This is a genomic window from Arthrobacter sp. BI5, from assembly GCF_056680065.1.
Window position 1 is genome coordinate 3,082,073 of record NZ_CM155264.1, and the last position, 15,389, is coordinate 3,097,461.

Below are 15,389 nucleotides of genomic sequence, written 5' to 3' on the forward strand. Positions count from 1 at the left end.
CGACCGCGCTTGTCGCGGCTGAAACTCCAGTAAGTCTACTTGGGGGGCTTTGGATTGGTGAAATTGCAGATTCAGGAACTAATACTAGTCCCACGAGCCTGTTCGTGCTGGCGGCCGGATCCGGTCCGGACCGTGCTGCATCCGGCCGGGGCCGGCCGCCAGCACCAGGTGAATCCCCTATTGAGGAAACGCACCCGAGTGTTGTCGCTGCTGCGGGAAGTCCCTAAGGACTACTCGCCGCGGCTCTTCTGGATGATCTCGTCGGCAACTGCCTTCGGGACCTCGGCGTAACTGTTGAACGTCATGGAGTACACAGCGCGGCCCTGGGTCTTCGAACGCAGGTCACCGATGTAGCCGAACATGCCGGACAGCGGGACGTGCGCACGGATGACCTTGACGCCCTGGGCATCTTCCATGGACTGCATCTGGCCACGGCGGGAGTTGAGGTCACCGATAACTTCACCCATGTATTCCTCAGGGGTGCGGACCTCGACATCCATCAGCGGTTCAAGCAGGACAGGGTTCGCCTTGCGTGCGGCTTCCTTGAAAGCCATACGGCCGGCGATCTTGAACGCCATTTCCGAGGAGTCAACATCGTGGTAAGCGCCGTCAATCAGCGTCGCCTTGATGCCGACAACCGGGTAACCGGCCAGGACGCCGTCGTTCAGCGCATCCTGGATGCCCGCGTCAACGGACGGGATGTATTCGCGCGGAACGCGGCCACCGGTGACCTTGTTCTCGAACTCGTACATCTCGCCTTCGGACGTGTCCAGCGGCTCGATCGCGATCTGGATCTTTGCGAACTGGCCCGAACCACCGGTCTGCTTCTTGTGCGTGTAGTCGTGACGCTCCACAGCACGCTTGATGGTTTCGCGGTAGGCGACCTGGGGCTTGCCCACGTTTGCCTCGACCTTGAATTCGCGGCGCATGCGGTCCACCAGGATGTCCAGGTGGAGCTCGCCCATGCCGGCGATGATGGTCTGGCCGGTGTCTTCGTTGAGGGAGACCTGGAAGGTCGGGTCCTCAGCGGAGAGCTTCTGGATGGCCGTGGAGAGCTTCTCCTGGTCACCCTTGGTGTTCGGCTCGATTGCAACCGAGATCACGGGCTCCGGGAAGCTCATGGACTCGAGGACGATCTGGTTGGACGAATCGCACAGGGTGTCGCCGGTAGTGGTGTCCTTGAGACCGATCGCTGCGTAGATGTGGCCTGCGGTAGCGCCGTCGACCGGCATTTCCTTGTTGGCGTGCATCTGGAACAGCTTGCCGATGCGCTCCTTCTTGCCCTTGGTGGAGTTGACCACCTGCGCGCCTGCTTCCACGTGACCGGAGTACACGCGGATGAAGGTGAGCTGGCCGAAGAAGGGGTGTGCGGCGATCTTGAACGCCAGCGCGGAGAACGGCTCGTCAGCGGAAGGCTTACGGGTCAGTTCCTTCTCTTCGTCGCGAGGATCGTGGCCGATCATCGGGGGGACGTCGAGCGGGTTCGGCAGGTAGTCCACGACGGCGTCGAGCATCGGCTGGACGCCGCGGTTCTTGAACGCGGAGCCACAGAAGACCGGGTAGAGCTCGGAGTTGATCGTCATCTTGCGGATGCCGGCCTTGAGCTCGTCAATCGAGATCTCTTCGCCCTCGAGGTACTTCTCCATGAGCTCTTCGGAGGACTCTGCAACGGTCTCAACGAGCGTTGCGCGGTACTCTTCGGCCTTTTCCTTGAGTTCAGCCGGGATCTCCTGGATCTCGTACTTGGCACCCATGGTGACGTCACCCTTGGAGTCGCCGGGCCAGACCAGTGCGCGCATGTAGAGGAGGTCGACGACGCCGATGAAGTCGTTCTCGGCGCCGATCGGCAGCTGCATGACGAGCGGCTTGGCACCGAGGCGGCTGACGATGGTGTCGACGGTGAAGTAGAAGTCAGCGCCGAGCTTGTCCATCTTGTTGACGAAGCAGATGCGCGGGACGTTGTACTTGTCGGCCTGGCGCCAAACAGTCTCGGACTGCGGCTCCACGCCTTCCTTGCCGTCGAACACGGCGACTGCACCGTCGAGGACGCGCAGGGAGCGCTCAACCTCAACCGTGAAGTCCACGTGGCCGGGGGTGTCAATGATGTTGATCTGGTTGTTTTCCCAGAAGCAGGTCACGGCGGCAGACGTGATGGTGATGCCGCGTTCCTTTTCCTGTTCCATCCAGTCGGTGGTCGACGCGCCGTCGTGCGTTTCGCCGATCTTGTGGTTCACACCCGTGTAGAACAGGATGCGCTCGGTAGTAGTGGTCTTGCCGGCATCAATGTGGGCCATGATGCCGATATTGCGGACCTTGCTAAGGTCGGTAAGCACGTCCTGTGCCACGGTGTCTCCCTTTCGGATGGACTGCACGTTCGCCGCCGACTCGGTCGAGCCGGCGGCGTCCGGGAAGTATTACCAGCGGTAGTGTGCGAAGGCCTTGTTGGACTCGGCCATCTTGTGGGTGTCTTCGCGACGCTTCACAGCGGCTCCGAGACCGTTCGAGGCATCCAGGATTTCGTTCTGGAGGCGCTCGGTCATCGTCTTTTCGCGGCGGGCCTTGGAATAGCCAACCAGCCAGCGGAGGGCGAGGGCCGTGGAACGGCCCGGCTTGACCTCGACGGGAACCTGGTAGGTGGCGCCACCGACGCGGCGGGAGCGGACCTCGAGGGAAGGCTTGACGTTGTCCATGGCCTTCTTGAGGGCTGCAACCGGGTCGCCGCCGGACTTGGCGCGTGCGCCTTCGAGTGCACCGTAAACGATGCGCTCTGCGGTGGACTTCTTGCCGTCAACCAGCACCTTGTTGATCAGCTGCGTGACCAGCGGGGAGCCGTAAACGGGATCTAGTACTAGCGGCCGCTTGGGGGCCGGACCCTTGCGAGGCATATTACTTCTTCTCCATCTTTGCGCCGTAGCGGCTGCGTGCCTGCTTACGGTTCTTCACACCCTGGGTATCGAGGGCGCCACGGACGATCTTGTAACGGACACCCGGAAGGTCCTTAACACGGCCGCCACGGACGAGCACAATGGAGTGCTCCTGCAGGTTGTGGCCTACACCGGGGATGTAAGCGGTGACTTCAATGCCACCGTTGAGGCGCACACGTGCAACCTTACGCAGAGCCGAGTTCGGCTTCTTCGGGGTTGTCGTGTAAACGCGGGTGCAAACACCACGGCGCATCGGGCTGCCCTTAAGCGCGGGGGCCTTGGTCTTCGAGACCTTAGGCGTGCGGCCCTTGCGGACCAGCTGGTTAATCGTAGGCACTCTCGTGTTCTCCGTTTTATCCGGAGCGGCCGTTGGCGGCCGCTCTCTTGTCGCTGCGCCCCGCCGCTCGAGCTTTGAAGTTCTCTCCAGAGCAGCTGAGGCGAAGCCTTAATAGTCGGACCGCACGCCGGGGCTCCGGACTTCCATCCTGAACTGCCCCTAGGCATGCGAAAATGTGGCATACGTTGCACAAGAACCCTGCAAACCGGAAACGTCGTCCTGGCTAAACCTTTCGGCTACAACCGGCGCACTCATCCACTGCCACAATAACAATTAGTCTCAAGTCTAACACGGACGGCCCCCAGCCCTTAATCGGCGCGGATCTGGCCCCTCCGACGTCGGCCTTAAACAGCAAGGCGGGGTCACTTTGAGCCCAATCCAAGGTGCGGATTGGGCCGTAAGTGACCCCGCGTTGCTGTTACCCGTTAGCGGAAGTCGCTGCCCAGGTCGTAGTCATCCAGCGGGATGGCGTGGAACTCAGGAGCTCCGTCGCCGCCCAGGGAATCGTAGGAGAAGTCGCTGAACGCGCTCGGGCCGGTGAACAGGTTGGCCTTCGCTTCCTCAGTCGGCTCCACCGTGACCTCGGTGTAGCGCGGGAGACCCGTGCCGGCCGGGATCAGCTTACCGATGATGACGTTTTCCTTGAGGCCGAGCAGCGGATCGCTCTTGCCTTCCATGGCCGCCTGCGTCAGAACGCGGGTGGTCTCCTGGAAGGAAGCTGCGGACAGCCAGGACTCGGTCGCCAGGGACGCCTTGGTGATACCCATGAGCTCGGGACGGCCGGAGGCCGGCGTCTTGCCCTCGGAGACAACACGGCGGTTGGCATCCTCGAAGCGGCTGCGCTCGGCGAGCTCGCCGGGCAGCAGATCCGATTCGCCGGACTCGATGACCGTGACGCGGCGCAGCATCTGGCGGACGATAACCTCGACGTGCTTGTCGTGGATACCGATGCCCTGGCTGCGGTACACGCCCTGGACCTCGTCCACCAGGAACTTCTGCGCGGCACGGGGGCCCATGATGCGCAGCACCTGCTTGGGGTCGACCGGACCGTTGATGAGCTTCTGGCCCACGCTGACGTGATCGCCGTCTTCGATGAGGAGACGTGAACGGCGCAGCACCGGGTAGGCGATCTCTTCGGATCCGTCATCCGGGGTGATGACCAGGCGCATCTGGCGCTCGGACTCTTCAATGGTGATGCGGCCGGCTGCTTCAGCAATCGGTGCGACACCCTTCGGAGTACGGGCTTCGAAGAGCTCCTGGATACGGGGCAGACCCTGGGTGATGTCGTCGCCGCCGCCGGCGGAAACAGCACCACCGGTGTGGAACGTACGCATGGTCAGCTGGGTACCCGGCTCACCGATGGACTGTGCGGCGATGATGCCGACGGCCTCGCCGATGTCCACGGTCTTGCCGGTGGCCAGCGAACGGCCGTAGCAGAGGGCGCAGGTGCCGACGCTGGACTCACAGGTGAGTACGGAGCGGACCTTGACCTCGGTGATGCCGGCTGCGAACAGTTCGGCAATGACGACGTCGCCGCAGTCGGTGCCGGCTGCTGCCAGGACCTTGCCCTTGGCGTCAACGACGTCCACGGCCAGGGTGCGGGCGTAGGCGCTGTTCTCGACGTTCTCGTCCAGGACCAGCTCGCCGTTGGCGTCAGCGACCGCGATCGGGGTGACGAGGCCGCGTTCGGTGCCGCAGTCCTCTTCCCGGACGATGACGTCCTGCGAAACGTCCACCAGACGACGGGTCAGGTAACCCGAGTTGGCGGTACGCAGGGCGGTATCGGCCAGACCCTTACGGGCACCGTGCGTGGCGATGAAGTATTCCAGCACCGACAGGCCCTCGCGGTAGGAGGACTTGATCGGACGCGGGATGATCTCGCCCTTCGGGTTGGCCACCAGGCCACGGATACCCGCGATCTGGCGGACCTGCATCCAGTTACCACGGGCACCGGAGGACACCATGCGGTTGATGGTGTTCATCGGGGACAGGCTGTCACGCATCGCCTGGGCGATTTCGTTGGTGGCCTTGTTCCAGATCTCGATCAGTTCCTGGCGACGCTCGTCGTCGTCGATCAGGCCCTTGTCGTACTGGCCCTGGATCTTCGCGGCCATGGTCTCGTAACCGGCGAGGAGCTCCGGCTTGGAGGCCGGGACCTCGATGTCGGAGATGGCGACCGTGACGCCCGAGCGGGTTGCCCAGTAGAAACCAGCATCCTTCAGGTTGTCCAGCGTTGCCGCCGTGACGACCTTCGGGTAGCGCTCGGCGAGGTCGTTGACGATCCGGGACAGCTCGCCCTTGTCGGCAACAGCCTCAACCCACGGGTAGTCCGCAGGCAGCGTCTGGTTGAAGATGACCTGGCCGAGGGAGGTTTCGACCAGTGCGGTCTGACCCGGCTCCCAGCCTTCGGGAGCTTCCCAGCCGGCGTAAGGAACGAAGTCCTCGAGCCGGATCTTCACCTTGGAGTTCAGGTGCAGCTCGTGCAGGTCGAACGCCATGATGGCTTCCGAGACGGAGGAGAAGATCCGGCCTTCGCCAGCTGAACCGACACGCTTGGTGGTCAGGTGGTAGAGACCGATGATCATATCCTGCGACGGCAGCGTCACCGGGCGGCCGTCGGACGGCTTCAGGATGTTGTTCGAGGACAGCATCAGGATCCGGGCTTCGGCCTGGGCTTCGGGGCTCAGCGGCAGGTGCACTGCCATCTGGTCGCCGTCGAAGTCGGCGTTGAAGGCGCCACAAACCAGCGGGTGGAGCTGGATTGCCTTGCCTTCAACAAGCTGCGGTTCGAACGCCTGGATGCCGAGGCGGTGCAGGGTAGGTGCACGGTTCAGCAGCACGGGGTGCTCGGTGATGATCTCTTCGAGCACGTCCCAGACCTGTGGGCGGTAGCGCTCGACCATCCGCTTGGCGGACTTGATGTTCTGCGCGTGGTTGAGGTCAACCAGGCGCTTCATCACGAACGGCTTGAAGAGCTCCAGGGCCATCTGCTTCGGCAGACCGCACTGGTGCAGCTTCAGCTGCGGGCCGACGACGATCACGGAACGGCCGGAGTAGTCAACGCGCTTACCCAGGAGGTTCTGGCGGAAACGACCCTGCTTGCCCTTGAGCATGTCGCTCAGGGACTTCAGCGGGCGGTTGCCCGGTCCGGTGACCGGGCGGCCGCGGCGGCCGTTGTCGAAGAGGCTGTCAACAGCTTCCTGAAGCATGCGCTTCTCGTTGTTGACGATGATCTCCGGGGCACCGAGGTCAAGCAGGCGCTTGAGGCGGTTGTTGCGGTTGATCACGCGGCGGTACAGGTCGTTGAGGTCGGAGGTCGCGAAGCGGCCGCCGTCCAGCTGGACCATGGGGCGCAGTTCCGGCGGGATCACCGGGACGGCGTCCAGCACCATGCCGAGCGGGCTGTTGTTGGTGGTCAGGAACGCGTTGACCACCTTGAGCCGCTTCAGGGCGCGGGTCTTGCGCTGGCCCTTGCCGTTGGCGATGATGTCGCGCAGCAGGTCGGACTCGGCCTGCATGTCGAAGCTCTCAAGACGCTTCTTGATCGCCTCGGCACCCATGGCGCCTTCGAAGTACATGCCGTAGCGGTCGCGCAGCTCACGGTACAGGCCCTCGTCACCTTCGAGGTCGGCGACCTTGAGGTTCTTGAACCGGTCCCAGACCTGCTCGAGGCGCTCGATCTCAGCATCCGCGCGCTTGCGGACGTTGGCCATCTGGCGGTCGGCGGAGTCGCGGGCCTTCTTCTTGTCGGCAGCCTTGGCGCCTTCGCCTTCGAGACGGGCGATCTCGTTCTCGAGGTCGCGGGCGATCGTGGCGATGTCCGAGTCGCGGTTGTCGATCAGCTGCTTCTTCTCGATGTCGTGCTCAACCTGGAGGTTGGGCAGTTCCTCGTGGCGCGCATCGGCGTCGACGCTGGTGATCATGTAGGCGGCGAAGTAGATGACCTTCTCAAGGTCCTTCGGCGCCAGGTCAAGGAGGTAGCCCAGGCGGGACGGAACACCCTTGAAGTACCAGATGTGCGTGACCGGGGCGGCCAGCTCGATGTGGCCCATGCGCTCACGGCGCACCTTGGCACGGGTGACCTCAACGCCACACCGCTCGCAGATGATGCCCTTGAAGCGCACGCGCTTGTACTTGCCGCAGTAGCATTCCCAGTCGCGGGACGGGCCGAAGATCTTCTCGCAGAAGAGGCCGTCCTTCTCGGGCTTGAGCGTGCGGTAGTTGATGGTTTCCGGCTTCTTAACCTCGCCGTAAGACCAGCCACGGATGTCTTCCGCGGTGGCGAGGCCGATCTGCATGAGGCCGAAGGAGGATTCGCTGGACATATGGTCCCTGTTCTCTCTTGTTCTCTAAATTCTGAAGTCTTGGGTTACGGGAAGAGGGAGGAGGCGTACGACGGCGGGCGGTGGCCCGCCGTCGAACCCCAACCTGCTAGACCTCTTCTACGGAACTGGGCTCTGCACGAGACAGATCGATGCCCAGTTCTTCCGCAGCCGTGAAGACTGCGTCATCAGAGTCACGCATTTCAATTGTGGTTCCGTCCGTGGAAAGCACTTCCACGTTCAGGCACAGCGACTGCATTTCCTTGATCAAGACCTTGAAGGACTCAGGAACGCCCGGCTCCGGGATGTTCTCGCCCTTGACGATGGCTTCGTAGACCTTCACACGACCGTGGATATCATCCGACTTGATCGTGAGGAGCTCCTGGAGCGTGTAGGCGGCGCCATAGGCTTCGAGCGCCCACACTTCCATTTCACCGAAGCGCTGGCCACCGAACTGTGCCTTACCACCCAGCGGCTGCTGCGTGATCATGGAGTACGGGCCGGTGGAGCGCGCGTGGATCTTGTCGTCCACCAGGTGGTGGAGCTTCAGGATGTACATGTAGCCGACCGAGATCGGATCCGGGAACGGCTCGCCGGAGCGGCCGTCAAACAGGCGGGTCTTGCCCGAGGAGTTGATCAGGCGGTCCCCGTCGCGGGTGACGTTGGTGGAGTCGAGCAGGCCCGTGATTTCCTCTTCACGCGCACCGTCGAAGACCGGCGTGGCAACAGTGGTCTGGCCACTCTCGCGCGGCAGGTTCGGCAGCTGCTTGACCCACTCGGGCTCGCCTTCGATCTTCCAACCGGTCTTGGCAACCCAGCCGAGGTGCGTCTCAAGCACCTGGCCGACGTTCATACGGCCCGGAACACCCAGCGGGTTCAGGACGATATCAACGGGGGTACCGTCGGCAAGGAAGGGCATGTCCTCGATCGGAAGGATCTTCGAGATAACACCCTTGTTGCCGTGACGGCCGGCGAGCTTGTCGCCGTCGGTGATCTTGCGCTTGGCGGCCACGTAAACGCGGACCAGCTGGTTGACGCCCGGGGGCAGCTCGTCGTCGTTGTCGCGGTCGAAGACGCGGACACCGATCACGGTGCCGGACTCGCCGTGGGGCACCTTCAGGGAGGTGTCACGCACTTCGCGGGACTTCTCACCGAAGATGGCGCGCAGCAGGCGCTCTTCCGGGGTCAGCTCGGTTTCGCCCTTGGGGGTGACCTTGCCGACCAGGATGTCGCCGGCTTCAACCTCGGCACCGATGTGGATGATGCCGCGCTCGTCCAGGCCTGCCAGGACTTCCTCGGACACGTTCGGGATGTCACGGGTGATTTCCTCGGCACCAAGCTTGGTGTCGCGGGCGTCGATCTCGTGCTCCTCGATGTGGATCGAGGACAGGACGTCCTCTGCCACGATCCGCTGGGACAGGATGATGGCATCCTCGAAGTTGTGGCCTTCCCATGACATGAACGCCACGAGCAGGTTCTTACCGAGGGCGAGCTCGCCCTGGTCCGTTGCCGGGCCGTCGGCGATGATGCCGCCGACTTCCAGGCGCTGGCCTTCGTTCACCAGGACACGGTGGTTGTAGCAGTTGCCCTGGTTGGAGCGGGCGAACTTGTTGATCCGGTAGTTGGTTTCGGTGCCGTCGTCGTTGAGCATGATGACGAGCTCGGCGGAAACCTCGGTGACCACACCGGCCTTCTTCGCGATGACAACGTCACCGGCGTCGACGGCGGCGGCGCGCTCCATGCCGGTGCCGACGAACGGCGCCTCGGAACGGACCAGCGGCACGGCCTGGCGCTGCATGTTGGCACCCATGAGTGCGCGGTTTGCATCGTCATGCTCGAGGAACGGGATCAGGGCGGTTGCCACGGACACCATCTGGCGCGGGGAAACGTCCATGAACTCGACGTCGGCGGCGGGAACCAGCACGGGCTCGCCTCCACCACCACGGGCACGGACCAGCACGGTCTCTTCGGCGAAACGCTTGTTCTCGTCGAGCGGGGCGTTGGCCTGTGCGATCAGGACCTCGGCCTCGTCGTCGGCGGTGAGGTACTGGACCTCATCGGAAACGACACCCTCGGAGACGAGGCGGTACGGGGTCTCAATGAAGCCGAACGGGTTGATGCGTCCGTAGGAAGCCAGCGAACCGATCAGGCCGATGTTCGGGCCTTCAGGAGTTTCGATCGGGCACATACGTCCGTAGTGGGACGGGTGCACGTCACGAACTTCCATGCCGGCGCGGTCACGGGACAGACCACCCGGGCCAAGCGCGGACAGGCGGCGCTTGTGGGTCAGGCCCGAGAGCGGGTTGTTCTGGTCCATGAACTGCGACAGCTGGGAGGTTCCGAAGAACTCCTTGATGGCTGCCACAACGGGGCGGATGTTGATCAGGGTCTGCGGCGTGATGGCCTCGACGTCCTGGGTCGTCATACGCTCGCGGACAACGCGCTCCATGCGGGACAGGCCGGTGCGGACCTGGTTCTCGATGAGCTCGCCGACGGCGCGGATGCGGCGGTTGCCAAAGTGGTCGATGTCGTCGATCTCGACGCGCAGTTCGTGGTCCTGGCCGTCGCGCTTGCCCATGAGGGTCTTCTCACCGGCGTGCAGGGCTACCAGGAACTTGATCATGGCGACGATGTCTTCAACGTGCAGCACGGATGCTTCCTTGTCGCCAAGGGAGCGGTCAATGCCAAGCTTGCGGTTGATCTTGTAACGGCCGACCTTGGCCAGATCGTAGCGCTTGGAGTTGAAGTACAGGTTGTCCAGCAGGGACTGGGCAGCCTCGACGGTGGGCGGCTCGCCCGGTCGCAGCTTCCGGTAGATGTCCAGCAAGGCGTCTTCGCGGGTTTCGGTGGCGTCCTTCTCCAGCGTCGCGCGCATGGAGTCGTACTGGCCGAACTCTTCGAGGATCTGGCCTTCGGTCCAGCCGAGGGCCTTCAGCAGCACGGTGACGGACTGCTTGCGCTTGCGGTCGAGACGGACGCCGACCTGGTCGCGCTTATCGATTTCGAGTTCGAACCAGGCGCCGCGGGACGGAATGATCTTCGCGGTGAAGATGTCCTTGTCGCTGGTCTTGTCCGCGGTGCGCTCAAAGTAGGCGCCCGGGGAACGGACCAGCTGGGAGACGACGACACGCTCGGTGCCGTTGACGACGAAGGTGCCCTTCTCGGTCATCAGCGGGAAGTCACCCATGAACACGGTCTGCTGCTTGATTTCGCCCGTGTTGTTGTTCATGAATTCGGCCTTGACGTACAGCGGAGCCGAGTACGTAGCGTCCCGGTCCTTGCATTCGGCCATGGTGTATTTCGGATCAGCGAACTCCGGCTCGGAGAAGCTCAGGGACATGGTGCCCTGGAAATCCTCGATCGGGGAGATCTCTTCGAAAATGTCAGACAGGCCCGACGTGGTGGCGACACTGAGGTCGCCTTCTTCGACGGCCTTCGCGACGCGTGCCTGCCAGCGTTCGTTGCCGACCAGCCAGTCAAAGCTGTCGGTTTGCAGGGCAAGCAGATTCGGAACGTCAAGCGGTTCGTGAATCTTTGCGAAGGAGAGCCGGCGGGTTGCACCGTCGGTGCTGTCGGCATTAATAGCGGTAGCGTTGTTTACATTAGAGGTGCTCGAGGCGACCAAGAGGGATCCTTCCACAGACCTTCAGGCGTTTTCAGATCTCCCCCGTTATGCACCCTGCGAAGTGACTTCGCAGTGCTACCAGTCCGGTTCCGCTATATGACCCGGGACCCGCACTGCCCATGCTGGTGCACGTTGTAGACGGCACATTGATGGAGCAGCTGTCAGGCTAAGCCCACCGCTATATGAAGGCTGAAGGTAAACAGGGAAGACGCAAATATCTACGATACGGCAAAGCAACCTACTTGTCTACCCCACTTGCGGCGCGAATGCAAGCACGGCCCCCGGCTGCCCCGGCTCCCGCCCCGCCGCCCCGCAGGCGGATCCCCCGCAGCACCTGCTGCCCCGACAGCCGCCCCGCCGAATGGCTCCGTGACGGGGCTCACGATAACCTTGGGATACATCGTTAGAGATCGGAAGAGATAACCATGAGCAACTCCGCGGACAACAATGATGTTGTCATCCTCGCCGCCGCCCGCACCCCGCAGGGCCGGCTGAACGGGCAGCTGGCCAGCTTCACCGCCGTCGAACTGGGCACCCACGCGATCCGGGCGGCGCTGGCCGCCAGCGGAGTGACGGCGGACCAGGTCGACTCGGTCATCATGGGCCAGGTCCTGCAGGCCGGCGCGGGCCAGAACCCGGCCCGGCAGAGCGCCATCGGCGCCGGCATCGGCTGGAACGTCCCCACCGTGACCATCAACAAGGTCTGCCTCTCCGGCCTCACCGCCGTGATCGACGCGGCCCGGATGATCCGCAGCGGCGACGCGACCGTCGTCGTCGCCGGCGGCCAGGAGTCGATGAGCCGGGCACCGCACTTGCTGCCCGGCTCGCGGCGGGGCTGGACCTACGGTTCGGTCCAGGCTCTCGATGCCGCCGCCCATGACGGCCTCACCGACGCCTTCGACGGCCAGTCCATGGGCCTGTCCACGGAGAGCAAGAACGTCACGCTGGGCATCGACCGCACCTCCCAGGACGAGGTGGCCGCGGCCTCGCACCAGCGCGCCGCCACAGCAGCGAAGGACGGGGTCTTCGACGGCGAAATCGCCCCGATCAGCGTCAAGCAGCGCAAGGGCGACCCGGTGGTGGTCGGCACCGACGAGGGGGTCCGCCCGGACACGTCCGTTTCGTCCCTGGCCGGCCTGCGCGCGGCCTTCGCCACCGACGGCACCATCACGGCCGGCAACTCGTCCCCGCTCTCCGACGGCGCCGCCGCCCTGGTCCTCACCTCACGGAGCTTCGCGGAGGAGCACGGCCTGGAGTACCTGGCCGTGGTCGGCAAGCCCGGGCAGGTCGCCGGCCCGGACAATTCGCTGCACTCCCAGCCCTCCAACGCGATCAAGAGCGCGCTGGACAAGGCCGGCTGGTCCACAGCGGACCTGGACTTCATCGAGATCAACGAGGCCTTCGGTTCCGTGGCCGTGCAGTCCCTCAAGGACCTCGACTACCCCCTGGAGCAGTGCAACATCCACGGCGGCGCCATCGCCCTGGGGCACCCGATCGGCGCTTCCGGAGCCCGGCTGGCCCTGCACGCGGCCCACGAGCTGAAGCGGCGCGGCAGCGGCAAAGCCGCCGTCTCGCTCTGCGGCGGCGGCGGCCAGGGCGAGGCCCTGCTGCTGTACCGCGACTGATGACCGAACTCATCTCCGGCGAGGGCCGCGGCGGCGGTGCCGGCAGGAAGCGATTCCTGGCCGACGCCGCCGCGCGCGGCCTTGAGGTGGAGCTGGTGGAGCGGCTGGCCGCCAGCAGCCTGGAGGAAGCCGCCGGCATCCTCAGCATCACCCCCGGGGACATCGTGAAGTCCCTAGTGGTCAAGCACAAGGACGGCAGCTTCCTGTTCGCCCTCGTCCCCGGGGACCGCCAGATCTCCTGGCCCAAGCTGCGCCAGCTGGTGGGCGTCAACAAACTCTCGCTGCCCAGCGCCGACGTCGCCCTCGCCGCGACCGGCTACGAGCGCGGCACCATCACTCCGCTCGGCAGCACGTCCCCGTGGCCGGTCTACGCCGACAGCACCATCACGGGCCGGCGGATCTCGATGGGCGCCGGGGAACACGGCTACAGCGCCTTCGTCGACGCCGACGCCCTCACCGCAGCCCTGGACGCCGTCGTCGCGGACATCACCGAGCCGGTGCAGCCAAGCTGACACACGCGGGTTAAAAGCGCCGGTGATCAGGCGGTGACGGTCAGCGGTTCGCCGTTGACCGTCAGCCGCCAGTTGCTCTGGCTGAACACGGCCGCGTCCAGGGTGCCGCGGGCCACCACGTAGTCAATGATGCGCTGCCGGATCTCCTGCTGGCTGTTCGAGAGCACTGGTGCCGTCTTCACTGCCGGGAAGCCACCGCCGCCGCTCTGCCGGTAGTTGTTGATCGCCATTGCAAACTCCTGTTCCGCCCCCACCGGCGAGCCCCCGTACGTCAGGTTCCTGATCCGGTCCCCCGCGGGACGGGCCAGGTCAATCTCGTAGTCCAGCGGGGCGTCCAGTCCGTAGACGACGTCGTAGTTGTAGTCCGGGGTGCCGTTGGGCGCCAGCGTCGTGACGGCGTTCGTGACGTCCTGCGCGCGGGCGGTGGTGCCGCTCACCGGCTTGAAGTACTGCGCGGACCACTCGAGGTAGGCCTTGACCTGGGCGCCGGTGACCTTGATGGAGAGCAGTGTGTTGTCGAAGATATACAGCCCGGCCACGTCCCGGATGGTCAGCGGGCCTGCCTTGACGTCCACCGAGCGCGAGAACGCCGCCGCGATGGACAGGACCGGCAGCCCGGCCGCCGGACCGTTGGCCAGCTCCGCCTTGATGGTGCTGGCCTGGACGTAGTTGATCGCGTCGATCGCCGCCGAGTCCCCCCAGCAGGCGGTCGCCGTGCTCAACGGCGCGGTGGACGTCCCGATCACCTGGTTGACGTACTTGACGGTCGCCTCGTGCCCGGCCTGCACCGCGCTGACGACGGCGGGATCCGCCTCGACGGTTTTGGCGTCCAACAGGTGCGAGTGCGCCGAGGTGACGCTCCACTGGCCGCGGTCCTTGGCGAGCTGCAGGTCGATCACGGCGACGCGCATGCCCCACTTCAGGGGTTCGGTGAGAAGGACCTGCCGGCCGGTGGCCTTGTTGGTGACGAACCGTTCCGGGATCTCCAGGTGCGCGTGCCCGACGAGGATCGCGTCGATGCCCGGGATTTCCTCGGCGAGCTGCGTGGAGGCGTTTTCGGCGAACGGCAGCGCGTCCCCGTAGGAGGAACCCGGCGTCGCGCCCGAGTGGCTGGAGACGATGACGACGTCGGCTCCGGCGGCCTTCATCTGCGGGATGACGGTCCTGGCCTCCTCGACGATTCCGTTGAAGTCCAGCTTGCCCTGGACGTTGTCGCGGTCCCAGAGCGCGCAGCCGGGGGTCACGAAGCCGACGAGGCCCACCGTCAGCCAGCCGTTTTCGGTCTTGACGCGCTTGAGAACGTACGGGGTGAAGGCACGCTGGCCGGTGACGGCGTCATGCACGTTGGCGCCCAGCAACGGGAAGTCCAGCTGCTTCTCCCAGGTCCGCAGCATCGGGATGCCGTAGTTGAACTCGTGGTTGCCGAGCGCGACGGCGTCGTAGCCCACCGCGTTCATGGCCAGCGCCATGGGGTGCTTGACGGTCTCCGAGATGGGATTCACTTTTGCGAAGTAGTAGGCCAGGGGCGTGCCCTGGATAGTGTCGCCGGAGTCGATGGTGAGCGTGTTGCCGGCGCCCCGTTCGGCCCGGACGGCCTTGATCAGGGTGGCCGCCTGGGCGATGCCGATCTTGTTTCCCGCGGCGTCGCAGTAGGGCACGTCCTTGAAGTAGTCCCAGTTGAAGACGTTGTTGTGCAGGTCGGTGGTGCCTAGCACGGTCAGGTTGAACTGTTTCTTGCCGTTGTTGGCCGGCGCTGCATGTGCCGCCGGCGCACCGGACAGAGCGGCCGCGGCAGCGCTGCCGCCGACGAAGGCCGCGGTGAGCATGGCGCGGCGGGAGAACGAGGGGTTGGGATCGGTCATTGTGTGGGCTCCTCAGGGTTTGGCGGCCGGTCGGCACAAGGCCAAAGTCTAGGGGCCGCGCCGCATCCTGAAAAGGAGAGCAGGCAATCATTTACTAAAGGTTTACCCCGGTCCCGCCCTGCGCCGGACGCAGGAAACCCCGCCCACCGGAGTGGACGGGGTTTCCCGGAAAAAACTGGGCC

At 64.5% G+C, this 15,389-nt stretch carries 8 protein-coding genes; 2 read left to right on the forward strand and 6 right to left on the reverse strand.

Translation table 11 applies throughout. From position 1 onward, the window contains the following. Positions 1-230: 230 nt before the first annotated feature. The 5 genes from fusA to rpoB all read right to left on the reverse strand — a co-directional run bounded on the left by fusA (position 231) and on the right by rpoB (position 11,208). Complete coding sequence (gene fusA / locus AC1MED_RS14200; protein ID WP_479783856.1) at positions 231-2,345, reverse strand: elongation factor G; 2,115 nt, start codon at positions 2,343-2,345, stop codon at positions 231-233. A gap of 69 nt (positions 2,346-2,414) precedes the next feature. Then, positions 2,415-2,885: a 30S ribosomal protein S7 gene (gene rpsG / locus AC1MED_RS14205; RefSeq protein ID WP_026531948.1), complete on the reverse strand. Its 471-nt coding sequence runs from the start codon at positions 2,883-2,885 to the stop codon at positions 2,415-2,417. Position 2,886: 1 nt separating this feature from the next. Then, a complete protein-coding gene (gene rpsL, locus AC1MED_RS14210) occupies positions 2,887-3,261 on the reverse strand; it encodes a 30S ribosomal protein S12 (protein WP_003803830.1) in 375 nt (124 codons plus the stop codon). Between the two features lie 425 nt (positions 3,262-3,686). Beyond that, the gene (locus tag AC1MED_RS14215) at positions 3,687-7,586 is read right to left on the reverse strand and encodes a DNA-directed RNA polymerase subunit beta' (RefSeq protein WP_479781418.1); all 3,900 of its coding nucleotides are present in this window, start codon (positions 7,584-7,586) and stop codon (positions 3,687-3,689) included. A gap of 106 nt (positions 7,587-7,692) precedes the next feature. Next, positions 7,693-11,208: a DNA-directed RNA polymerase subunit beta gene (gene rpoB, locus AC1MED_RS14220; RefSeq protein WP_138768564.1), complete on the reverse strand. Its 3,516-nt coding sequence runs from the start codon at positions 11,206-11,208 to the stop codon at positions 7,693-7,695. 425 nt (positions 11,209-11,633) lie between these two features. Here rpoB and AC1MED_RS14225 point away from each other — a divergent pair, with 425 nt between their 5' ends. Then, entirely contained in the window at positions 11,634-12,833 is a 1,200-nt protein-coding gene (locus AC1MED_RS14225) for an acetyl-CoA C-acetyltransferase (protein WP_479783857.1), read from the forward strand. Then, positions 12,833-13,345, forward strand: a complete 513-nt coding sequence (locus AC1MED_RS14230) for an aminoacyl-tRNA deacylase (protein WP_479783858.1) — start codon at positions 12,833-12,835, stop codon at positions 13,343-13,345. The genes AC1MED_RS14225 and AC1MED_RS14230 overlap by 1 nt, the downstream gene beginning before the upstream one ends. A 26-nt stretch (positions 13,346-13,371) precedes the next feature. On the opposite strand, the gene AC1MED_RS14235 is transcribed toward AC1MED_RS14230, so the two are convergent. Then, positions 13,372-15,207: a bifunctional metallophosphatase/5'-nucleotidase gene (locus tag AC1MED_RS14235; RefSeq protein WP_479783859.1), complete on the reverse strand. Its 1,836-nt coding sequence runs from the start codon at positions 15,205-15,207 to the stop codon at positions 13,372-13,374. Positions 15,208-15,389: the final 182 nt, after the last annotated feature.